This window comes from Citricoccus sp. NPDC079358 (genome assembly GCF_040702545.1).
Taxonomy (GTDB): domain Bacteria; phylum Actinomycetota; class Actinomycetes; order Actinomycetales; family Micrococcaceae; genus Citricoccus.
In genome coordinates, this window is record NZ_JBFBLI010000006.1 from 78016 (window position 1) to 100222 (window position 22207).

Consider the following 22207-nt stretch of genomic DNA (forward strand, 5'->3'; position numbering starts at 1 on the left):
CAGGGTCCGGGGCCGTCGTTCAGCCGGTCAGCTGGTCAACTCGTCCGAGTGTCAGGAGCGTCCGGGTCCGCCACCCTCGGTCTCGAGGGACTGGGACGGATCGGAGAGGACGTCTCCGTTGGGGCCGGTGGCCTTGGCGTTGCCGCTCGAGGCATTCGCATCGGAACCAGTGGCCGGGGCGTCCGGAGCACCGTTGACGGACTTGTCGCCGGAAGCGTGCTTGCCGGCAGACTTCTCCGCGGCGGAGGAAGCCTTGTCGGCCAGGTCCTGCGCCGCAGCGGAACCCTTGTCAGCCATGGTGTGGGCGGCGCTGTTGGCCTTCTCCGAGAGCCCGGGCGCCTTGTCCTTCAGCGCGTCCGTGGCCTTGTCCGCGAGGCCCGCCGCCTTGTCCGCCACCACGGGTGCCTGATCCTTCACGGCGGTGGTGGCCTTCTGGGTGGCCTTCTGCACCTGATCCTGGGTCTTAGGGTCGTTCCAGAAGCTCTGTGCGTTCTTGGCGAACTTGTCGAGATTCTTCCGTCCTTCGCGGCTGCCCAGGAGGTATCCGAGGGCCGCGCCGATGCCGAGGGTGATCAATCGTTTCATGTCGTCTCCTTTGTGGCGTCTGCCCGTGGCGGGGTGACCGCTCGGGCATATCCCGAGTCTTCACCGCGGGCGGAGTCTGGTCAATCGGTGCACAGCCCGGCTCCGGGGGATTCACAGCTTTTACTCAGGGAGGGCGTCCTTGCCGGGGGAGACGGCTGTAGACGGCGGGAGCGGGCGCGAGCTGGTGGTCCCCGTGGCACACTGTCCCCAGCGAAGGAGGGGCATGCTGGTTCTCAGCTCCGAACAGGTGGCACGGATGCGGCTGGTCTCCCAGCGGCTGGTCGATCCGATGCCCACAGCTGCTGACGTGGCGCGATGGCTCACCTGCTCCCAGGCCCAGGACTACCCGGGCTCCACCGTGTCCCTGGCCCTGCGCACCGTGGACCGGTCCGTCGCAGCGGTCCGCGAGGCCTACGATGCGGGGAGCATCGTCCGGTCATGGCCGATGCGCGGCACCCTGTTCGCCGTGGCGGCCGAGGATCTCGGATGGATTCTGCACCTCACCGCGGCCCAGACGCTGAAGGCGAGCGAACGGCGCCGCCGGGAGCTCGGCCTGGACGCGGACGTGCTCGACCGGGCCGAGACGGTCGCCTGCCACGCCCTGACCGGTCCGGGGCTGGCCCGTTCCGGTCTCCTGGACCGGTTCACCCAGGAGGGACTGCCCGTGGACGAGGGCCGCGGGTATCACCTGATCTTCTTCCTCGCCCTGCGCGGGGTGCTGTGCTTCGGGCCCACCGAGGGCCGGGAACAACGCCTCGTGCTGGCCACCGAGTGGATCACTCCGGGGTGGCAGCGTGACCGGGAGGACGGCGTCCGTGAGCTGCTGCTGCGGTATCTACGCTCCCACGGCCCGGCCACCGTGGAGGACTTCTGCTGGTGGTCCAAGGTCGGCAAGACCCAGGCCCGGGCGGCACTGGCGGACCTCCACCCGGAGTTGCTGTCGGCGGACGTGGACGGGCGGGAACACTGGATGTCCCCGGACCTGCCGGACCGTCACGCGGAGCGGACGCGGGCCACCGCCGCACCGCTCCTGTTGCCCGGGTTCGACGAGATGGTCCTCGGATATCAGGACCGGTCCGCGGTGCTGACGAGGGACGAGGAGGCGCTCGTGGTCCCTGGGCGCAATGGGGTGTTCAAGGGCACGGTGCTGCACCGCGGCCACGCCGTGGGGACGTGGAAGAGGTCCGCCCGGCGTGGCCAGCCGGTCGAGGTCACCGCGTTCGGAGAGTTGCCCGGCCCGGTGGCCAGGGCGGTACCCCGTCTCAGCGCCACGCTGCCGGCCTGAGCGGGCTCACCACACTGAGCCGGCCCACCACACTGAGCGGGCTTATCGAGTCGGGAGGACATGCCGAGTTGCCGGTAGTGATCACGGCATGTCCTCCCGACCCGATCTAGGGGTGTCAGCCCCGCGGGGTGGCGACCGCGGCCACGGCCGCAGCCACCCGGAGGGAGACCTCGGGGTCGAAGACCGAGGGGATGATGAAGCTCGGGTTCAGTTCCTCGTCCGTGATGGTCCCGGCGATGGCCTCGGCGGCCACCACGAGCATCTCGTCGGTGATGTCTGATGCCCCGGCGTCCAGCAGGCCGCGGAAGAAGCCGGGAAAGGCCAGCACGTTGTTGATCTGGTTCGGGAAGTCCGAGCGGCCGGTGGCCACGATCGCGGCGTGCTTCGAGGCGACGGCCGGGTGCACCTCCGGGTCCGGGTTGGACATGGCGAACACGATCGAGTCCTCGTTCATGGCGGCCACATCGGCCTCGTCCAGCAGGTTGGGGGCGGAGACGCCGATGAAGACGTCGCGTCCGACCACGGCTTCCTTGAGGGAGCCGGAGAAGCCCTCCTCATTCGTGTTGTCCGCGAGCCACTGGCGGTTGGCGTCGGCATGCTGGGAGCCGCGCTCGATGATCCCGGCCCGGCCGGCGGCCACGATGTGGCGGGCTCCGGAGGCCTTCAGGAGCTTGATGATGGCGGTGCCGGCAGCGCCGACTCCGGCCACGGCGATCGTGACGTCCTCGATCTTCTTGCCGGTGAGCTTCAGGGCGTTGGTGAGGGCTGCCTGGACCACGATCGCGGTGCCGTGCTGGTCGTCGTGGAAGACGGGGATGTCCAGTTCCTCGCGCAGCCGGGCCTCGATCTCGAAGCAGCGCGGGGCGGAGATGTCCTCGAGGTTGATGCCGCCATAGGCCGGGGCGATGGCCTTGACGATGCTGATGATCTCTTCGGTGTCCTTGGTGTCCAGAGCCACCGGCCAGGCGTCCACGCCGGCGAACTGCTTGAACAGGGCGGCCTTGCCCTCCATCACGGGCATGGCGGCCTCCGGGCCGATGTCGCCCAGACCGAGCACCGCGGTGCCGTCCGTCACCACGGCCACCGTGTTCTTCTTGATGGTGTACTGGCGGGCCAGGTCCTTGTCCTCGGCGATGGCCTTGCAGACGCGGGCCACGCCCGGGGTGTAGGCGCGGGAGAGATCGTCCCGGGTGCGCAGCGGCACTCGCAGGGTGGTCTCGATCTTGCCGCCCTCGTGCAGCTGGAAGGTCTGGTCCGTGACCTCATGGACGGTGATGCCCTCGAGGGCGTCCACGGCCTCGCGGACGCGATCGGCGTGGGCCGCGTCCACCGTGTCACAGCCGACGGCCACGGTCATGTACCGGTGGTGCGACTCGATCACGTCCAGGCCGGTCACGGCGGCACCGGTGCCGGCCACGGCCGTGGCGATGTCAGAGGTCGCGGTGAAGGACACGGGGGTCTCGACGCGCAGGGAAATGGAATAGCCGGGGCTGGGTGCTGCCATGGGGATGCTCCTTGGAATCGGGATCCGAACGGTTGCTGGACGGGTCGCCATCATCGCCGCCGCGGCGGCACGGCTGGCAAGCTACTGAGTGTAGCGGCGGAGGGCATCTACCCCGCAGTACGCGGCGTAATGTTCGCCCGCGTCAGCATGTTCGTGACGTCACGGTGAGGTGGCCGACGCGGCGTGGCGCCGCCGGTGGAACTGATGGATTCCCTCGAGCAGGACGCAGGCGACCGCACCGATCGCCACGGCGGCGAGGGTCAGGTCCGCTGGCGGGATCTCGAACTGGTGGAACTCCCGGGACGCGGGGATCAGCAGGACAAGCAGCAGGAGGGCGTACATCGAGGCCACGAGGGACAGCTTCCACTTCGTCAGCGGCCGGGAGATGAGGTTCAGCACCCACAGGCCCATGAGGGTCAGGGTGATCACGGAGGCGGTCTGCACCTGCTGCAGGGACACCTCTCCCACGCCACTGGCCGGTCCCGTGATCTCGCCCGAGAAGCCGGCGAACCAGCGCGCGTATCCGTTGACGGCCAGCAGCCCGGCGAGGATGACGAGGCCTGAAGGGATCGCGAACCGCAAGGCGCGTCCGAGGAACCCGGGGACGTAGCGGCGCTGGTTCGGCACCAGAGCCAGGAAGAAGGTCGGCAGGCCGATCATGAGGAAATCGACGGTGGAGGCCTGGCGCGGCAGCAACGGGTACTGCCAGGCCAGCAGTGAGAAGACCACGCCGAACAGCACGGCATAGGCGGTCTTGGTCAGATACATGTGCGCCAGCTGCTCCATGTTGGCGATGACCTGCCGGCCCTCCGCCAGTACCGACGGCAAGCGGGAGAACCGGCTGTCCAGCAACACCATGCGGGAGACCGCCTTGGTGGCCGGTGCCCCATTGCCCATCGCGATCCCCAGGTCCGCGGTCTTCAGGGCCAGGGCATCGTTGATCCCGTCCCCCGTCATGGCCACCACATGGCCGTCCTGCTGCAGGGCGCTGACCATGCCCTTCTTCTGCTCGGGAGAGACCCGGCCGAACACGGAGTGCTCCTGCAACACCACCCGGCGCTCCTCCGGATCAGCGGGCAGATTGCGGGCGTCATACCCGTCCCCCTCGACCTCCATGCCGACCTCGCGGGCCACCGCTGCAACGGTCCGGGGATGGTCGCCGGAGATGACCTTCAACGCGACGTCCTGTGCGCGGAAGTACTCGAGGGTCTCCCGGGCGTCGTCGCGCACCTTCTCGCGGAAGGTCAGCAGGGCCACGGCCTCCAGCGCGGGCGGCAGATGCCGGCCCGGCCCGGTTGCCGTGGCCTCGAACCAGCTCCCGACGCCGGCCGGTTGCGTGGTGCGGCACAGCACCATGGTGCGCAGGCCGCGGCTGGTGGTCTCGTCGCACAGCGCCTCGAGGTGCGCGCGCCGCTCCGGGTCGATGCCGCTGCCGGACGCCGGGAGCAGGACCTCCGGGGCACCCAGGACCCAGGCCCCGTGCACCGCGTCGCCGGACGGGACGCCTCCGGTGGCACCGACGTCGTGCAGGGGCGCGGGGCCGAAGGCCACGGCGGACCAGCGGCGCTCCGAGGAGAAGGCCACCTGCTCCGTGGGCTCCGCGGCGGGCCGCGTGGTGTAGGCCTCAGCGAGGGCCAGCGCGGTGGGGTTGGCGTTCGCATCGGCGCCGAACCAGGCCAGCACCAGTGCCCCGGCGGAGCGAAGATCAGCCGCGTCATCCGGGCCAGCCGCGCCGGCCGGTCCGGGCTGTGCGGCGGAGGTGAGGTCCGTGGAGCCATCGAAGATGATCCGCCCCTCGGTGAGGGTCCCGGTCTTGTCCAGGCACACCGTGTCCACCCGGGCCAGGATCTCGACGGCCGGTTGCTCCTGGATGAGCACCTCCTGCCGGGCCAGTTTGAGGGCGGCCACGGCGAAGGAGATGGTGGTCATCAGGGCCAGGCCCTGCGGGATCATCGAGGTGATCGCTGCGACGGAGGCGACCACGGCTGGTTCGATGGCGTCCTGCTCCAGGGCACGCGCCCAGTCGCCCACGGCCTGCACCTGGCCGTTGATGATCAACGCGGCGATGGGCACCAGGGCGATCGTCAGCCAGGTGGCCACCGTGTCCAGGGCGCCACGGAGCTCGGAGGGGATCTTGGAGAACCGCCGGGCCTCGGTGGCCAGGCGGGAGGCATGGGAGTCCGGTCCGACGGCCGTGACCCGGACCAGCCCCGTCCCGGAGAGGACCGCGGATCCGGAGAGGACGGCGTCACCGGGGAGCTTGCCGACCGCGTCGGCCTCGCCGGTCAGCAGGGACTCGTCGATGTCCAGACCGTCGGAGGACAGCACCACCCCGTCGGCGGGAACCTGGTCGCCGCGGCGCAGCAGCACCGCGTCATCCAGCACGATCTCCTCGAGCCGCACGGCGTGCTCGGTGCCGCCGCGGAGCACGTGGGCGGCGTCCTGGTGGAGCAGGGCGATGGCGTCGAGCTTGCGCTTGGCCGAGTACTCCTGGATCACGCCGATGACCACATTGGCCACGGCGGCCAGGCAGAACACGAGGTCGAACCAGCGGCCCAGCACGATGATGGCCACCGCGCAGGTGGCGATCGCGAGGTTGAACAGCGTCAGGATGTGGACGCGCAGGATGGTCCAGATGGACCGTGAGGTGTCCCGCGGCTGACGGTTGACGAGCCCCTTCTCCTCGCGTTCGGCGACGGCGGCCGGGGCCAGCCCGTGCACGGTGAGGACGGTGTCCCGGGGACGGGGGAGCGGGGCATGGCCCCGGCGGTGCAGGTGCAGGTGGCGCTGATGATCCGGGTGCTCCGGATCATCCGGGAAGCCTGCTCCGTGGCTCGCCGGTTCGGTGGTGGTCTCCACCATGCTCATGATTCTCCCCTTGGCAACGCAGGGCAACGGACGGCGATATCCGCGTAGGGCCCTGCCGGTGTGATCCGGCGCGATTCCCCGAACCCGTTCAACCTACTGCCCCGCCGGAGCCAGGACATCCCACCCGAGGACTATTCCGGGTCGGCTCCGGGTCGTCCTCCGGGGTGGTTCCGGGTGACCCCGGGCTGGTTCCGTCGGCCGGGTTCACGGTCTTGGTGTCCGGCGTTCACGCGGGAAGTGGCTGACGTTCAACACCGCTCCATAGCGTCTGAGGGTCATCCTCGCCGCCTTAAGTGTGGCAACCCTCAACAGAAGAATGGATCATGACCGCCAAGCGCTTGCCTCTTGCCGTCCTCGCCCTGTCCGTCGGCCTCACCTCCACCGGTGCCCTCATGCCGATCGCCGCCGCCGCCCCCGTGGCACCGGCGGTGAACAACGCCACCGCAGCCGTGGCCGCCCCGAATGCCGACCTGCTCGACGTGACGTTCGAGGACGGCACCCCCGCGGATGCTGCCCAGGCCCGTCCCGTCGAGACGTTCGGCGCGCCGCAGATCTCCGTGGACGGCAGCCTGGCCCGGTCGGTGGCCGGCTTCGACGGGGAGTCCGCCTACTCCTACGCCCTGACCGAGTCGGATTACGGTCAGCTGGCCGACGGCTTCACGGTCGAATGCAACTTCAAGCGCGGTGCCGCGGACACCACGGGGGAGGACACCCTCTGCGGCAACAAGGAGGCCGGTGGCTTCGCCATGGTCGTCAAGGGCGACCAGGCCGGATTCATGGTCCATGCCGAGGGGGGTTACTCCTTCGCCTGGGCGGACATCGAAGCCGAGCACTGGTACCACGCCGCCGGTGTCTACGACGGCGAATCCGTGAAGCTCTACCTCGACGGCGAACTGGCAGCCGAGGCGGCCGCCGGCGGTCCCATGACCGTCCCGCCGAAGGAGAGCGCCCACAATATGGTGGTCGGCGCGGACAGCGGACCCGGACAGCCGGGCCAGTACTCCATCGCCGCCATCGACTCCGCCCGGCTGTTCAGCGCTCCCGCCACCGCCGATCAGATCGCGGCACTCAACGAGGCCAACTCCGTGGCGATCGAGGCACCTGAGGCCGACGTCGTCAATGTGGACTTCGCCGACGGCACCCCCGCCGAGACCGCGCAGGGACTGCCCGTCACCACCCATGGCCAGCCCGTGATCGAGCAGGACGCCGCCCTGGGCCGCAACACGGCCACCTTCGACGGGGATGACGCACTGCTCTACCCCCTCGGGGACCAGTACGCCACGCTCGGCGACTCGATGACGGTGGAATGCACCTTCCGCTATAATGGTGCGCTGCCGATCTCCGGCGAGACCAACCTCTGTGCCAACAAGGAAGCCGGCGGCTTCTCCATGACCATGTATGCCAATAAGCTGACCTTCGCGGTCAACACGGGCAGCTATCACAACGCCGGCGTCGAGATCGAGCCGAACGAGTGGTATCACGCAGTGGGCGTCTTCGACGGGGAGTCCAAGACCGCGAAGCTCTACGTCAACGGGGAGCTGGCAGCCGAGGTCGATACGGCCGACAGCGAGATCAAGTGGCCCCCGAACGCCAAGGCCCACAACTTGGCGATCGGTGCCGACTCCTCCAACGGTGGTTCGCAGTTCCACTCCACCTCCACCATCGCCTCCGCCCGCATCTTCAGCGACGCCCTGGACGCCCAGCAGGTGGCGGCCATGAACGTCGCCTCCTTCGACGGGCTGCGCGAACAGGAGGCCGTGCTGGAGTCCACCACCCCGGCCGAGGGCTCTGAGCTGACCCGGGCCACCGAGTTCGATGCTGAGTGGGCCAACCCCGGCCTCGTCGCGGCCGGCACCACGTACTCGCTCGATGGCGAGCCGATCGAGCCCGGTCAGGTCATCGGTTCCGGTATGGCCGCCGGTGAGCACACCATCGCCATCGAGGGCAAGACCGTGTTCGGTCTGCCGATCTCCGATACGGTCACCTTCACCTCGGGCTCCATCCCGGTGGGCGGCGGCACCGAGACCGGCCAGGGCGAGGGCACGGTTTCGCTGTCCGCCCGGGCCGTGAACCCCGACGGCGGTGACGTCACCACCACCTTCTACGCCGGCCGCGCGGACGTCGCCCAGGGCGGCTTCCAGGGACTCGTGGACGGGACCCCGACCTCGCTCGAGTTCGACTACACGGAGGACACGGACCTCCAGGGGGCCGGGGACAGTCTGAGCGCCACCGCCGGGCAGATGCCGTTCCAGCGCTTCGACGTGGAGGTCGGCGAAGCCGCGGAGGATCAGTCGGTGCGCTGGGCCGGAACCGTGGACCCGAGCCGCCAGGTCAACCTGCTGGTGTGGAACTCGGAGAGCGAGTCCTGGGACGAGCTGGCCACCGGACGCGGGCTCAACGAGAGCGAACTCGTGCTGTCCGGTGCACTGGGCGCCGAGCACCTGGACGAGGCGGGCCAAGCCTCAGTCCTGGTCCTCGGCGAGGACCCCTTCGCCGACGACCTGGAGAACGAGGTCGCCGATTCCTTCGAGGACCCGGCCGACTACGATTTCTCGCTCGCGCACTTCACCGACACGCAGTACCTCGCCGAGGGTGCCGCAGAGGACGCCTACTCGGAGGAGCAGCAGGCGGTCTGGGCCGACGCCTACACCTCCGTGGCCGAGTGGATCGTCGCCAACGCCGAGGAGAAGAAGATCGAATACGTCGCCCACACCGGCGACATCATGGAGAACTGGCACACCGGTACCCCGCGCGCGGACGAGGAGGAATACCGCGAGATTGCCGTCGAGGAGTTCGAGTTCGTCTCCGAGGCTCAGAAGATCCTGGACGACGCCGAGATCCCGAACGGCGTGACCACGGGCAACCATGACAACCGCTCCGGCATGGACGTCGGTCCGGACAACCTCTACAACCAGTACTTCGGCCCCGAGCGCTATGAGGCGCTGGAGCAGACGCAGGGCTGGAAGGACGCCGACGCCACCTACACGCCGTGGCAGGAGGGGGACAACGAGAACCACTATGACCTGTTCACCGCCGGTGGCCTGGACTTCATCGCCGTGTACCTCGCCTATGACGTGACGGACGAGGAGATCGAGTGGGCCAGCAGCGTCCTGGACCAGTACTCGGACCGCAACGCCATGATCATGACCCATGCCCAGCGCAAGCCGAGCACCAATCCGGATGGCCGTGGCGCGACCTTCTCCCACGACGGGGCCAAGATCGACGAGGGACTACTCCAGAAGCACAGCAACATCTTCCTCGCGCTCTCCGGGCACGAGCATGGTGTGGACATCGAGGTGCGCAAGGACGTCGGCGCCGAGGGCAACAACGTGGTCGAGCTGCTGGCCGACTACCAGTTCTACACGGTCTCGGCTGAGGAACTGGGTCTGACCGGTGTTGACGGCCGCTCCGCCACGGACATGCTCCAGTTCGGTTCCAGCTTCTTCCGGTTGCTGCAGATCGACGTGGACAACGCGGAGATGGCCGTGGACACCTACTCGCCGCTGCTGGACGACTTCGGGGCGACCGAGTATGACGACCGCAACCGCTACAACGGCACCGAGGACGACACCCGGTTGCCGATCCAGCTGGAGACTCGCAAGACCTCCTTCGCGACCAACCAGGTCATGGTCACGACGCCGACCGATGAGGAGATCGGCGAGGCCACGGCCAAGTCCGGTTGGCCGGCAACGGTCGAGTGGGCCGGCCTGACCGAGGGGGAGACCTACGCCTGGTACGCCACCAGCCGTGATGCCGTGACCGGCGAAGATCTGGCCGCGGGCGAGACCGAGCAGATGGGCGTCTTCACCGCCGCGGCTGCGGGCACGGACACCGTGGCCCCGGAACTGACCGTTCCCGAGGCAGCGACCCTCACCGTGGGTGACGAGTTCGATCCCCTGGCCGGGGTGTCGGCCACGGACAACACCGATGGAGATGTGACGGCGTCGGTGCAGGTCATCGGCTCGGTGGACACCGCCACCGCCGGGGCGTACACCCTGACCTACGTGGCTGAGGACGCCAACGGGAACCAGGCCATCGCCTCCCGGTCCGTCGTGGTCGAAGAGGCCGAGCAGCCGGAGCAGCCGGAGCCGGTGGAGGACTTCACGGACAACCCGGAGGGTTCGCAGTACTACGCCCCAGTGCGGTGGATGCAGGAGCAGGGCATCACGACGGGGTACACGGACGGCACTTACCGCAAGGGCAAGGACATCTCCCGTGGCGAGTCGGTGGCGTTCATCCACCGGTACATCGACCCGGAGGTGACGGACGGTACCGAGGACTTCACCGACATCACGGAGTCGAACGTGTTCTTCGATGAGATCGTCTGGGCGGCCAACGCCGGCGTGACGACGGGGTACGCGGATGGCACGTTCCTCCCGTACGACAGCGTGACCCGTGGAGCGTTCGCCTCGTTCCTGTTCCGTGCGGTGAAGCCGGAGGAGGGCGAGTGGGGAGAGTCCTTCTCGGACGTGGCGGAATCGCACCCGCACCACGAGGCGATCTCATGGCTGGCCTCGACCGGCGTCTCGACCGGATACGAGGGTGGCACGTTCAAACCGAACGACACGATCACCCGTGGAGAGGTCGCCGCGCTGATGCAGCGCTACGCGACCGAGGTCGCCGACCAGGGCTGACGCGTTCCGACGCGCTCCGGCGCGCTCTGACGCCCTCCGGCGCGCTCCGGCGCGCTCCGGCGCGCTTTGCGGGCAAGAATTAGTACTGATCTTTGCCCGCAAAGCGCGAGAGGCTGGTGCTGATCGACGCTGTGGCCCCGTCCCTCTTCTACAGAGGCACGGGGCCACAGCTGTATCCCGTCAGGGCAGGAGCACGGGTTTGATCGTGCGGCCGGCGGACATGTCCTCCACGGCAGTATTGATGTCAGCCAGCGGATAGGTCCTCACCAGGCGCTCCACGGGGAAGCGGCCCTGCTCAGCCAAGGACAGGATGGCAGGGACCAAGGACTGGATCTCGGCATCGCCGATCGTCAGGCCGTGGATCTTACGGCCCGGGAGCATGAAGTTCACGTCCACCTGGACCGACTGCCCGAAGGGCGGGGCGCCCACGATGGCCACCTCGCCCTGACCGCGCGTGCACTGAACGGCTTGTTCCAGGACTTTGGTGTTGCCGGTGGCCTCGACCACCCCATGGGCTCCGCCGCCGGTGACCTCCTGAATGCTGGCGACCACGTCGTCGACTTGGCTCGGATTGATGGTGTGCGTGGCCCCGAGTTCCCGGGCCACCTCGAGGCGTTCATCCACCAGGTCCACCGCCACGATCCGAGTGGCCGGAGACAACGCCGCAGCGATGACCGCGGCGAGACCCACGGTGCCGACGCCGAAGACGACGAGGCTGTGGCCGGGACCCGGCTGCAGGGCGTTCCACACGGCCCCCGCGCCGGTCTGGACGCCGCAGGCCAAGGGGGCCAGCTGCTCCCAGGGCAGGTCCGTGGTCACCTTGATGACATTGCGCTCCTCGGCGATGGCCGCCGTCGCGAAGGACGACTGGGCGAAGAAGTGCCCGCCGATCTCCTTCTCGCCCCGGGTGATCGGGGAGGAACCGTCCACACGCTGCCCACCGAGCAGGTTGTCCGGAAGCCACCGCACGCAATAGGCGGGATGACCGCCGCGGCAGCCCTCGCAGTGGCCACAGGAGGTGAAGGACAGCACCACCCGGTCCCCGGGGGCCACCGAGGTCACGGCTGCCCCGACCTGACGGACGACTCCCGCACCCTCATGTCCGAGCACACCGGGCAACGGGAAAGGCAGCGCTCCCGACGCCACGGTGAGGTCCGTATGGCAGAGCCCGGCGGCCTTGATGTCCACCAGGATCTCGTGCTCCTGGAGCGCGCCGAGATCCACGTCCTGGAGGGTGAACGGGGCGCCCCCGGATTCGGTGACGGCTGCGGTGATGGTGGTCATGATGCGTCCCTCCCGGTGCTGGCTGTGCCGGCCGTGCTGCTGGTGGTGGCAGGCCCGGGGTCCGGTTCGATCGCGATGATGACCGACTTGGTCCGGGTGTAGGCCTCGAGTTGCTCGGGTCCGTTCTCCCGTCCCCAGCCGGAGGACTTGACGCCGCCGAAGGGCATGGCCGGGTCCAGCATGCCCCACGCGTTGACCCAGATGATGCCGGCGTCCAGGGCATCGGCCACCCGGTGAGCCCGGGAGATGTTCCCCGTCTGGATGCCGGAGGCCAAGCCGTAGTCCGTGCTGTTGGCCAGCTCGATCGCCTCCCGCTCGGTATCGAACGGCTGGACGGTCAGGACCGGTCCGAAGACCTCCTGTTGGACCGCCTCGGCGGAGTTCGCGACGTCGGCCAGCACGGTCGGGCGGTAGAAGAACCCGCCGTTGATCTCGGCCGGTTCGCCGCCGGTCACCACGCGAGCCCCGGTGGCCTTGGCCTGCTCGACGGCGGCCGTGACCTTATCCAGCTGGCGGCGGTTCGCCAGCGGCCCGATCACGGTGCCCGGGTCCCGCGGATCACCGAACGGCACGTGGGGTACCGCGCCGGCCAGAGCCTCGAGCACCTGGTCATAGACAGAACGTTCCACCAACAGCCGGGGGCCGCCCATGCAGAACTGGCCGGTGTTGAAGACGAAGGCCGAGATGGTGGTCTCGACCGCCTTGGCCAGGTCGGCGTCCGCGAAGATGATGTTGGCGGCGTTGCCACCCAGTTCCGCGGTGATGGGACGGAGGGCCTGGCCGGCCACGGCGGCGACATGTGCGCCGGTCTGGGTGGACCCGGTGAAGGCCACCTTGGCCACCTGGGGGTGTGCAGTGAGGTGGTCGCCGAGATCCGTGCCGTAGCCGGTGACGACGTTGTAAACGCCGTCAGGGACGCCGGCCTCGGTCAACAGGCGCGCCGTCAACAATGCGGAGAGCGGGGTGTCCTCCGCGGGCTTGTGCACCACCGTGTTCCCGGCGGCCAGGGCCACGGCGATCTTCGAGGTGGAGAGGATGAGCGGGAAGTTGAACGGGGTGATGGCCGCGACCACGCCGAGCGGTTCTCGCTGGGTGTAGGCGTGGGCCGGCAGCGGCGTGCGGCGCACCGCACCGTCCAGGTTCTGGGCCAGCGAGGCGGCGTACTCGTAGGTGTCCGCAGCGGTATTGACGTCCACCGCCCGGGCCAGGCTGATGGGCTTGCCCACGTCCAGGCTCTCCACCTGCGCGATCTCCTCCGCGTGTTCACGGAACAGCTGGGCCACCCGGATCAGCACCCGGGATCGTTCGCGGCCGGACAGTTGCGACCAGATGCCGCTGTGGAAGGCAGCGTGGGCAGCTTCCACGGCGGCATCGAGGTCTGCGGTGGTTCCGGCCGGCGTGGTGGCGATCTGCTGGCCCGTGGCGGGATCCAGCACGGAGATGGTGGTGGAGTCCGAGCTGCGAGCGGGCTTGCCGTTGATGTAGTGCTGCGCCTCGCGCAACTGATCGGGGAGACGGTATTCGGTCATGGTGTGGACCTTTCGGAAATGAATGAGGACGGAACGAGGAAGTCCGGGGGCAGGGAGGTGCCGGTCAGCGGGGAAGGTGATGGCCGGCGTCGCGGTAGCGGGCTCCCCAGATGCCGGACTTGCCGGGGGCCATGATGGAATTCGGGTCAAGGGCGTCCTTGATGCGCTCGTGGAAGCGCAGCAGGGCGTTGTCATTGAAGTCGAAAGTGTCCATGACCTGGTCCATGAGTGCCAGGTGCGTGCGGTACTCCCCGTAGCCGTTCTCGGCGCCCTCCTTGACGAGCGTGCGGCCGAGTGCCATGACCTGCCCACGCTGATCGGCGTCCGCAGAGTCGTAGAGGAACAGGCAGATGTGGTGCATCTCGCGCAGACCGACGGCGAACTGGGCGGCGTAGTCGGGCCCGTACTCGTAGGAGCGGTTGCGGACCATCTCGAACTGCTTCTGAGCCTCAGCCCCGTCCGGCTCGGAGATCGGGGAGAAGCCGATGTGGGCGCCGTTGGGGACCCACTCGAGGATCTGCTGCTCCTTGATGGAGGGGATGCCCTGGTTGATCTCGTGGCGGTCGTGCAACACGTGGGAGCCGGGGGTGTCCTCAGCCCGGTCCTGGGTGGTGAAGAACCGTGATCCCTTGACTGCAGAGAAGGCGTTCTTGATCATTCCCAGGAACAACTCGATCTGCTCGGGTGGACCGTAGACCGTGGCGTAGAGGTTCCAGTAGCCCAGGTCCAGCTCGTCCTTCATCCTCTGGATGACTTCCGGGGTCAACGGGCCGCCATCGGGCAGCCAATGGGTGCGCTTCGTCTGTGCTGCTGCGTCGAGGACAATATTGCGCAGCACCGGCACGCTCTGGAGTGGCGCCATCCCAATGCGCAGCGGGAGCATGATGTCCACGATCTGGGCGAGGTCCTCCTCCTGATCGAAGGTGATGACGAAGGTCTCGGCCGCCGGCGGTGCTGGCATGAGGGCGATGCCCATCTTGGTGACGATGCCGAAGTTCGACTGGGAGAACAGCCCGTCCGGGTAGGGGCCGAAGCCGTAGGAGAACAGTTGCCACGTCTTGGCCGTGCTCATGGCGCCCATGCCGGTTCGGAGGAGGTCGCCGTCAGGGAGGACCACCTCCAGGCCGGTTTGCCAGGACCAGTGATCGCCATAGGGCGTGTAGCCGACACCGCGGTCCAGGGCGTTGCCGACCACGGAACCCCAGCCGAGGTCCGGAACATCGATCCACAGGTTGTAGCCCTGTTCCTGGATGTGGTTGTAGAGGTCAAAGTAGGTGACGCCGGGTTCGATCAGGGCGTAGGCGTATTTCTCATTCACCTCGATGATCTTGTTCATCCGGCGTGAGGTGTGAACCACCACCGTGCCGGCCAGGCGCGGTGCGGCGCCACCGTAGCCCAGGTTTTTTCCGGTGGCGACCGGGGACAACGGGATCCGGTGTTCGTTGGCGATTCGCACCAGTTCCTGGACGTCCTCCGTGGTCTCCGGGAACACCACGGCACCGGGCCGGAAGTCGTCACCGGACGTGGTGGGGAAGGGGTCGTCGAACTCTTTCAGGGCCTCCGGTTCGGAGACGACATGCTCGGCGCCCAGAAGGGTGCGGAACTTCTTCAGGGCGGCGTCGAACTCTTCGACGGGGACATCTGCGGGCACGATGCGGTCCATGACGGGCTCCTTCGTCCTAGGGGCAAAACCCTGTGGAATGTGATGTTGCTCATGCTGTGATGGCGTCATCGGTGTCACAAGAGGTTCCTGCGCATTATGGATAGGAGCGGGGTTGTCCAGGCGTCCTTCAGGACGAGCGGGCCAATGTCTCCGACGGGGACTCCCCGAAGGATTGCGCGAACTGGATGGCGAACCGGCCCACGTGGCGGAAACCCCAGCGTTCCGCGATCGCGGCCACGCGCGTCCCGGGAGGGCTGGAGGACAGGTCGTGGCGTGCACAGTCCAGCCGGATCCGGCGAAGGGCAGCCACGGGCGTGGTGTCCAGATGTTTGCGAAACCCTGCTTGCAGGGACCGGACGCTGACGCCTGCTGCCCGGGCCATGTCCTCCACGCTGAGGGGCTGGCTCGCGTTGGCATGCATGAACTCCAGGGCCACTTTGATGGTTTCCGGTGGATCAGGTGGAGCCGGCGTGTGCAAGAGATGACTGTGATTGTGCCGGGCAGCCAGGAGCAGGCCGCGTGCTGCTGCCTGGGTCAGAGGCCCGGACAGGAGAGGGTGGGTGGAGATGGGGGAGGTGGGATCCAGCCCCTGGGCCAAGGCCTGCACGGTGGCCCGCCAGGCCTGTCCTCCTGGGGAGGCCAGGTCCAAGTCGCCATCAAAGCGGAGGGGCTCGCCGACTGGCATGCCGGTCAGGGCCTCGAACTCCTGCTCCAGGGTCACCCGGGGAATCTTGAGGCCGACCACGCGCGCAGGTTGGCTCCAGCCTTGCATCCTCGTCTCCGCGGAGAGGCCATGAACAGCGGCACGGCGGCTGCTGATCTGAACGGTTTGGTCGGCGTACCCCATGAACACCGAGCCGAAGACAGTGAAGTTGACCTGGTACGAGTCAGTAGTGCCCCATAGAGTGGTGTAACGCACAGGTGGTCGGCAACGTCGTTGCAGACGTGGACGCGGCCACCGGTGTGATCCTTCGAGTCAACCTTGCACAGAATCCTCGAAAGGAGTCACCACGGTGACCGCTCCTCATATTGTCGACCCTGCCGGCCTGCTTGGCGAAGCCCTGTCCGAAGCCTCCCCGGATTTGATGCGTAACCTGCTGCAGACCGTGATCAACACCCTGCTCTCAGCTGACGCCGACGCGGTCGTCGGCGCCGAGTGGGGCAAGCCCGCCACAACCCGCACCGCCCAGCGCAACGGCTACCGCCACCGCGAGCTGGACACCCGGGTCGGGACCATCGACGTGGCCATCCCCAAGCTGCGCTCCGGAACGTACTTCCCCGAGTGGCTGTTGGAACGGCGCAAGCGGGCCGAATCGGCGCTGATCACGGTGGTCGCCGACTGCTACCTCGCCGGGGTCTCGACCCGCCGGATGGACAAACTCGTCAAGACCCTGGGCATCAACGCCCTGTCGAAGTCCCAAGTCTCCCGGATGGCCGAGGACCTCGACGAGCAGGTCGAGGCCTTCCGCCACCGCCCCCTGGACACGGCCGGCCCGTTCACGTTCGTGGCCGCCGACGCCCTGACGATGAAGGTCCGCGAAGGCGGCAGGGTGGTCAACGCCGTGGTGCTGCTGGCCACCGGCGTCAACGGCGACGGCCACCGCGAGGTGTTGGGCCTGCGGGTGGCCACCTCGGAGACCGGGGCGGCGTGGAACGAGTTCTTCGCCGACCTCGTCGCCCGCGGCTTGGGCGGGGTCCGCCTGGTCACCAGTGATGCCCATGCCGGGCTGAAGGACGCGATCGCGGCGAACCTGCCTGGCGCCGTCTGGCAGCGGTGTCGCACCCACTACGCGGCGAACCTGATGGGCATCACCCCGAAGTCCATGTGGCCGGCCGTGAAGGCCATGCTGCACTCGGTCTATGACCAGCCCGATGCCGCCAGCGTGAACGCCCAGTTCGACCGGCTCATCGACTACGTGGCCGAGAAGTTGCCCGCGGTGGCTGAGCACCTCGACGCCGCCCGGGCCGACATCCTGGCCTTCACGACCTTCCCCAAGGATGTCTGGACGCAGATCTGGTCCAACAACCCCCAGGAACGGCTCAACCGCGAGATCCGACGCCGCACCGACTCCGTCGGCATCTTCCCCAACCGGACGGCCATCATCCGGCTCGTCGGGGCCGTGCTGGCCGAACAGACCGACGAATGGACCGAAGGACGCCGCTACCTCGGACTCGAGGTCCTGAACCGCTGCCGCCTCACCACCGTCGAGAACACCGGAGACGAGGTGACCACCGAACCGGAAACCGCCCTCGAACTCAGCGCCTGACAACACCAACGAAGGATCAGAGCGTTACACCACTACAAGGGACTTGACCTACGAGTCCTGCAGAGGCGGTGTCCTGACACTGACCGGATGGCCGTACTCGAGCAATCCCAGCGTGAGATTCGGCAGGTGTATCGCCTTCAGGCCCATGCGGAAGCGACGCGTGCGGGAGTCGAGTCGGATGCGGTGCGGATGGTAGACGTCACCGCCCACGGACATGGCCTGGTCGGGATCTGTGGTGTCAATGTCGATGGTCCGGGGCGACGCGGCTCCCGCACTGGACGTGAGCTCCGGGGTGGACAACATGACCCCAGAGTCTAGAGGCGCAGTGCCGTAGATCACAGGCGTAGGGCGCGGGGCTTGGGGCGGGATGCAGGAGTGCGTACCGTGGGCCCATGGCACACACCAACGATCCGGCGACCATCCGCAGGCTGATGACGCACCGTGGGGCCCGCTGGGCCGTCGTCGGGCTGACGCCCAATCCGCGCCGCGCCGCCGTCGGAGTGGCGAAGTTCTTAAGGGATGAGCAGGGCATGGAGATCATCCCGGTCAACCTCGGTGCACAAGAGGTGCACGGCGAACGCGGTTACCGGGCACTGGCGGACGTCCCCGGGCAGATCGACGTGGTGGACTGCTTCGTGAACTCCCAGAAGGTCGGGGCGATCGTGGACCAGGCCATCGAGATCAGGGCGAAGGCGGTCTGGCTCCAGCTCGGGGTGATCGACGAGGCGGCGGCCCAGCGCGCGGCTGACGCCGGGCTGGATGTGGTCATGGACACCTGCCCGGTGATCGAGGTCCGGAAGGATCCGTCCCTGAGGACGTGAGTGCTCACGGCGTCCACTGGACTCGATAGGCTGGGCCCATGATCTTCATCGTGGTCAAGTACCAGGTCAAGCCCGAATACACCGACACCTTCCTGGACTCGGTCGCCGAGTTCACGGCGGCCACCCGCGCCGAGGAGGGCAACCTCTGGTTCGAGTGGTCCCGCAGCGTGGAGGACCCGAACGGGTTCGTCCTGGTCGAGGCGTTCAAGGACGGAACCGGCGAAGCCCACGTGGCCTCCGATCACTTCGCCGCCGGACTGGAGTCGATGCGCCCGCTGCTGGCAGCCACGCCGCAGATCGTCAGCCGTCAGATCGAGGGCGAAGGCTGGGACGAGATGGGCGAACTGCAGGTCGGCTGAGCGGTTGGGGATCGGAGACGGATCACAGCGCTTCTGCCACACTGGGCCCCATGCCCATTCAGCACATCGCCGAAGCCGCCGACTGGGAGCGGGCACTGGACACCGGCCTCTATGACCGGTCCACCCGCGGTGCCTCCATCGAGAAGGTCGGTTTCCTCCACGCGAGCGCCGGCCCCCGCCAGGTCGCCCTGGTCTTGGACGCGGTCTATGCCGACGTCACTGAACCGCTGGTCCTCCTGACCCTGCACGAGGAGACCCTGCACGGGGCCGGCCTGCGGGTGGTTCTCGAGCCCGGCGTACCGGCGGACCCCCGCGGCGAGTGGTTCCCGCACGTCTACGGCGGGCCGCTTCCGGTGGGTGCGGTGGCCGGCGTCGAGCAGATCGACCGGCCGCGGCCATCAGCCGAGCCGGCCCGCGTGGTCACGGGCGAGGCCGCGAGCGAACCCGCGGGGGCGGACTCCGCGGGCAACGCCGCCGCCGATTCCCTGATCGAGGCACACCTGTCCCGGGCCATCGATCTGGCGGCCTCCAACGCCGCCACGAACGGCGGACCCTTCGGCGCGCTCGTGGTGGCCGCGGACGGCCAGGTCTTCCAGGGGACCAACCGGGTGACCGCCACCCATGACCCGACGGCCCATGCCGAGGTGGAGGCCATCCGGGCCGCGGCGCTCGGGTTGGGGACCTTCGACCTGAGCGGCGCCGTGCTCTACGCGAGCTGCGAGCCGTGTCCCATGTGCCTGGGTGCCGCCCTCTGGTCCCGCATCACCCGGGTGGTGTTCGCGGCGGACCGGCACGATGCAGCGGCCGCCGGCTTCGACGACGCCGCCTTCTACGAGTACTTCGAGTCCCCGGGCCGCCGGGACGCGATGCCCGTGGTCCACCACCCCACGGAGCGCGCCGCTGCTCCCTTCGAGGCGTGGCGGGCCAACGAGTCCCGCACCGCCTACTGATCTCCCGCACGATCCCCTGACGCCGCGGAACCGCGCCGGCCGTCAGCACCACAGAAAAAGCCCGACGCCGGCACCCGGGGTGGGTGCCGGCGTCGGGCGGGGGTTCTGGCGGGGGTTCTGGCGGGTCAGGTCAGCCGAAGTACTTCGGCATGGTGCCGGCCCAGGCGGCGCGCAGCTCCTCGACGGGCAGGGTGAACTGGTCCTGCACCTCGAGGGCGCCGGAGGCCCCGTCCACCACGCCGATGCGGGCCACCGGGAAGCGGCGGGCCGTGGTCATGTCCTTGAAACGAACCTCCTCGGTGCGCGGCACGGCCACCAGGGCGCGGGCCTGCGACTCGGAGAACAGGGCGGTGAAGGCGTCCACGCCGTCGCGGTGCTGGATCTCGTCGAGGGAGACCCGCGCGCCGACGCCGAAGCGCAGCACCATCTCGGACAGGGCGGCGGCGAGGCCACCCTCGGAGAGGTCGTGGGCGGCATCGATCATGCCGTCCCGCGAGGCGTTGATGAGCAGGTCGCCGAGCAGCTTCTCCGCGGCCAGGTCCACCTGCGGCGGCACGCCGCCCAGGTGCCCGCGCAGGTTCGCGAACTCGGAGCCGTCCAGCTCGTCCCGGGTCACGCCCATCAGGTACACGGCCTGGCCGTCCGCGTCCGCATGGAAGCCGGACGGGGTGCGGCGGCCCACGTCGTCGAACTTGCCGAGCGTGGCCACCACGGGGGTCGGGTGGATCGGTTTGGCGCCGGTCTGGTTGTACAGGGAGACGTTGCCGCCGGTCACCGGGATGCCCAGCTCGAGGCAGGCGTCCGAGAGGCCCCGGATGCCCTCCGCGAGCTGCCACATGACCTCCGGATCCTCGGGGGATCCGTAGTTCAGGCAGTCGGAGACGGCCATCGGGACGGCGCCGGAGGTGGCCACGTTGCGGTAGGACTCCACCAGGGCGAGCTGCGCGCCGGCGTAGGGGTCCAGGAAGGCGTAGCGGCCGTTGGCGTCGGTAGCCACGGCCACGCCGAGGCCGGTCTCCTCGTCCACCCGGATCACACCGGCGTCGTCCGGGGCCGCCAGGGCGGTGTTGCCGCCCACGTAGCGGTCGTACTGGCTGGTGATCCAGGACTTGTCACACATGTTCGGGCTGGCCATCAGCTCCAGGACCGAGGCCCGGAGTGCCTCGCCCGACGCCGGCAGGTCGGCTCCCGCTGCTGCGTCGCGGAAGCGGTCGGCCTCCAGGGCGTCCTGCCCGGCCGGGCGGTGGTACGGGCGGTCGTAGACGGGGCCGTCATGGGCCACCGTCTTGGGGTCCACGTCCACGATGGTCTCGCCGTCCCACGTGATGATGAGGCGGTTGGTGTCCGTGACCTCGCCGAGCCAGGAGTACTCGACGCCCCACTTGGCCATGACGGCCTCGAAGGCCTCCACGTTGGCCGGGTTCACCACGGCCATCATGCGTTCCTGTGACTCGGACATGAGGATCTCGCCCGGGGTCAGGGTGGGGTCGCGGAGCAGCACGTCCGTCAGCTCCACCTGCATGCCGCCCTCGCCGTTGGAGGCCAACTCGGAGGTGGCGCAGGAGATCCCGGCGGCGCCGAGGTCCTGGATGCCCTCCACCAGGGAGGACTTGAACAGTTCGAGGCAGCACTCGATGAGCACCTTCTCCGCGAACGGGTCTCCCACCTGCACCGCGGGGCGCTTGGAGGGCTTGGTGTCATCGAAGGACTCGGAGGCCAGCACGGAGGCGCCGCCGATCCCGTCTCCGCCGGTGCGGGCGCCGAACAGCACGATCTTGTTGCCCACGCCGGAGGCATTGGCCAGACGCAGGTCCTCGTGCCGGAGCACGCCCACCGCGAGGGCGTTGACGAGGGGGTTGCCCTGGTAGATCGGGTCGAACACCGTCTCGCCGCCGATGTTCGGCAGGCCCAGGGAGTTGCCGTAGCCGCCGATCCCGGCGACCACGCCATGCACCACGCGCTGCGAGTCCTCATGGTCGATGGCCCCGAAGCGCAGCGGGTCCATGACGGCCACGGGGCGGGCGCCCATGGAGATGATGTCCCGGACGATGCCGCCGATGCCGGTGGCCGCGCCCTGGTAGGGCTCCACGAAGGAGGGGGAGTTGTGGGACTCGATCTTGAAGGTCACGGCCCAGCCGTCACCCAGGTTCGTCACACCGGCGTTCTCGCCGATGCCGACCATCAGGTCCTTCTTCATGTCCTCGGTGAGCTTCTCGCCGAACTGGCGCAGGTGCACCTTGGTGGACTTGTAGGAGCAGTGCTCGGACCACATGACGGAGTACATGGCCAGCTCGGCGGCGGTGGGCCGGCGGCCGAGGATCTTGACGACCTCGTCGAACTCGTTCTGCTTCAGCCCGAGTTCCGCCCAGGGCAGCTCGGTGTCCGGAGTGGTGGCGGCGTGCCCCACCGTGTCGATGGTGAATCTCCGGGGCGGCTCGCCGTTGATCGGTGCACTGAT

The 22207-nt window shown here is 68.5% G+C and carries 15 protein-coding genes and 1 pseudogene; 7 read left to right on the forward strand and 9 right to left on the reverse strand.

Annotated elements, in window-relative coordinates; translation table 11 throughout:
* Window positions 1-51: 51 nt before the first annotated feature.
* Entirely contained in the window at window positions 52-585 is a 534-nt protein-coding gene (locus AB0333_RS09290; RefSeq protein WP_366218411.1) for a hypothetical protein, read from the reverse strand.
* 223 nt (window positions 586-808) lie between these two features.
* Here AB0333_RS09290 and AB0333_RS09295 point away from each other — a divergent pair, with 223 nt between their 5' ends.
* Window positions 809-1870 (forward strand): winged helix DNA-binding domain-containing protein, encoded by a 1062-nt coding sequence (locus AB0333_RS09295; RefSeq protein WP_366218412.1) that lies wholly within the window; start codon window positions 809-811, stop codon window positions 1868-1870.
* Window positions 1871-1985: 115 nt separating this feature from the next.
* Here the strand turns inward: AB0333_RS09295 and AB0333_RS09300 are convergent, their stop codons facing one another.
* Window positions 1986-3374: an NADP-dependent malic enzyme gene (locus AB0333_RS09300; protein ID WP_366218413.1), complete on the reverse strand. Its 1389-nt coding sequence runs from the start codon at window positions 3372-3374 to the stop codon at window positions 1986-1988.
* A gap of 159 nt (window positions 3375-3533) precedes the next feature.
* Complete coding sequence (locus tag AB0333_RS09305) at window positions 3534-6242, reverse strand: HAD-IC family P-type ATPase (RefSeq protein WP_366218414.1); 2709 nt, start codon at window positions 6240-6242, stop codon at window positions 3534-3536.
* Between the two features lie 323 nt (window positions 6243-6565).
* Here AB0333_RS09305 and AB0333_RS09310 point away from each other — a divergent pair, with 323 nt between their 5' ends.
* Window positions 6566-10876 carry a LamG-like jellyroll fold domain-containing protein gene (locus tag AB0333_RS09310; RefSeq protein WP_366218415.1) on the forward strand — a complete coding sequence of 1437 codons (4311 nt, stop codon included), beginning with the start codon at window positions 6566-6568 and terminating at the stop codon, window positions 10874-10876.
* A gap of 180 nt (window positions 10877-11056) precedes the next feature.
* On the opposite strand, the gene AB0333_RS09315 is transcribed toward AB0333_RS09310, so the two are convergent.
* The 4 genes from AB0333_RS09315 to AB0333_RS09330 all read right to left on the reverse strand — a co-directional run bounded on the left by AB0333_RS09315 (window position 11057) and on the right by AB0333_RS09330 (window position 16271).
* Window positions 11057-12160, reverse strand: coding sequence for an NAD(P)-dependent alcohol dehydrogenase (locus AB0333_RS09315; protein WP_366218416.1), 1104 nt, complete (start codon window positions 12158-12160; stop codon window positions 11057-11059).
* The gene (locus AB0333_RS09320; RefSeq protein ID WP_366218417.1) at window positions 12157-13689 is read right to left on the reverse strand and encodes an aldehyde dehydrogenase family protein; all 1533 of its coding nucleotides are present in this window, start codon (window positions 13687-13689) and stop codon (window positions 12157-12159) included. Before AB0333_RS09320 ends, AB0333_RS09315 begins: the two co-directional genes overlap by 4 nt.
* Before the next feature lie 64 nt (window positions 13690-13753).
* The gene (locus AB0333_RS09325; RefSeq protein ID WP_366218418.1) at window positions 13754-15352 is read right to left on the reverse strand and encodes an FAD-binding oxidoreductase; all 1599 of its coding nucleotides are present in this window, start codon (window positions 15350-15352) and stop codon (window positions 13754-13756) included.
* Window positions 15353-15479: 127 nt separating this feature from the next.
* On the reverse strand, window positions 15480-16271 hold the full coding sequence (locus AB0333_RS09330) for an AraC family transcriptional regulator (RefSeq protein ID WP_366218420.1): 792 nt from the start codon (window positions 16269-16271) through the stop codon (window positions 15480-15482).
* 94 nt (window positions 16272-16365) lie between these two features.
* Between AB0333_RS09330 and AB0333_RS09335 the strand changes: the two genes are divergently transcribed.
* Window positions 16366-17619: an IS256 family transposase gene (locus AB0333_RS09335; RefSeq protein WP_366218421.1), complete on the forward strand. Its 1254-nt coding sequence runs from the start codon at window positions 16366-16368 to the stop codon at window positions 17617-17619.
* A gap of 48 nt (window positions 17620-17667) precedes the next feature.
* Here the strand turns inward: AB0333_RS09335 and AB0333_RS09340 are convergent, their stop codons facing one another.
* A complete protein-coding gene (locus AB0333_RS09340) occupies window positions 17668-17922 on the reverse strand; it encodes a hypothetical protein (RefSeq protein ID WP_366218422.1) in 255 nt (84 codons plus the stop codon).
* Between the two features lie 89 nt (window positions 17923-18011).
* Here AB0333_RS09340 and AB0333_RS09345 point away from each other — a divergent pair, with 89 nt between their 5' ends.
* The 4 genes and pseudogenes from AB0333_RS09345 (at window position 18012) to AB0333_RS09360 (ending at window position 19749) form a co-directional block, all read left to right on the forward strand.
* Window positions 18012-18440, forward strand: coding sequence for a CoA-binding protein (locus tag AB0333_RS09345; protein WP_366218423.1), 429 nt, complete (start codon window positions 18012-18014; stop codon window positions 18438-18440).
* 38 nt (window positions 18441-18478) lie between these two features.
* Window positions 18479-18799 (forward strand): putative quinol monooxygenase, encoded by a 321-nt coding sequence (locus AB0333_RS09350; RefSeq protein WP_366218424.1) that lies wholly within the window; start codon window positions 18479-18481, stop codon window positions 18797-18799.
* 50 nt (window positions 18800-18849) lie between these two features.
* A pseudogene (locus tag AB0333_RS09355) lies at window positions 18850-19158 on the forward strand (DUF952 domain-containing protein); the annotation flags it as partial.
* 126 nt (window positions 19159-19284) lie between these two features.
* Window positions 19285-19749, forward strand: a complete 465-nt coding sequence (locus AB0333_RS09360; protein ID WP_366218563.1) for a nucleoside deaminase — start codon at window positions 19285-19287, stop codon at window positions 19747-19749.
* A 130-nt stretch (window positions 19750-19879) separates the two neighbouring features.
* On the opposite strand, the gene purL is transcribed toward AB0333_RS09360, so the two are convergent.
* Window positions 19880-22195, reverse strand: coding sequence for a phosphoribosylformylglycinamidine synthase subunit PurL (gene purL / locus AB0333_RS09365; protein WP_366218564.1), 2316 nt, complete (start codon window positions 22193-22195; stop codon window positions 19880-19882).
* Window positions 22196-22207 lie beyond the last annotated feature (12 nt).

Excerpts from the sequence above, each read along its gene's own strand:
- AB0333_RS09310 (WP_366218415.1), top strand. The coding sequence starts at position 6,566 with ATGACCGCCAAGCGCTTGCCTCTTGCCGTCCTCGCCCTGTCCGTCGGC.
- AB0333_RS09300 (WP_366218413.1), bottom strand. The coding sequence starts at position 3,374 with ATGGCAGCACCCAGCCCCGGCTATTCCATTTCCCTGCGCGTCGAGACC.
- AB0333_RS09325 (WP_366218418.1), bottom strand. The coding sequence starts at position 15,352 with ATGGACCGCATCGTGCCCGCAGATGTCCCCGTCGAAGAGTTCGACGCC.
- AB0333_RS09320 (WP_366218417.1), bottom strand. The coding sequence starts at position 13,689 with ATGACCGAATACCGTCTCCCCGATCAGTTGCGCGAGGCGCAGCACTAC.
- AB0333_RS09350 (WP_366218424.1), top strand. The coding sequence starts at position 18,479 with ATGATCTTCATCGTGGTCAAGTACCAGGTCAAGCCCGAATACACCGAC.
- AB0333_RS09295 (WP_366218412.1), top strand. The coding sequence starts at position 809 with ATGCTGGTTCTCAGCTCCGAACAGGTGGCACGGATGCGGCTGGTCTCC.
- AB0333_RS09305 (WP_366218414.1), bottom strand. The coding sequence starts at position 6,242 with ATGAGCATGGTGGAGACCACCACCGAACCGGCGAGCCACGGAGCAGGC.
- AB0333_RS09315 (WP_366218416.1), bottom strand. The coding sequence starts at position 12,160 with ATGACCACCATCACCGCAGCCGTCACCGAATCCGGGGGCGCCCCGTTC.
- AB0333_RS09345 (WP_366218423.1), top strand. The coding sequence starts at position 18,012 with ATGGCACACACCAACGATCCGGCGACCATCCGCAGGCTGATGACGCAC.
- AB0333_RS09290 (WP_366218411.1), bottom strand. The coding sequence starts at position 585 with ATGAAACGATTGATCACCCTCGGCATCGGCGCGGCCCTCGGATACCTC.
- AB0333_RS09340 (WP_366218422.1), bottom strand. The coding sequence starts at position 17,922 with ATGTTGTCCACCCCGGAGCTCACGTCCAGTGCGGGAGCCGCGTCGCCC.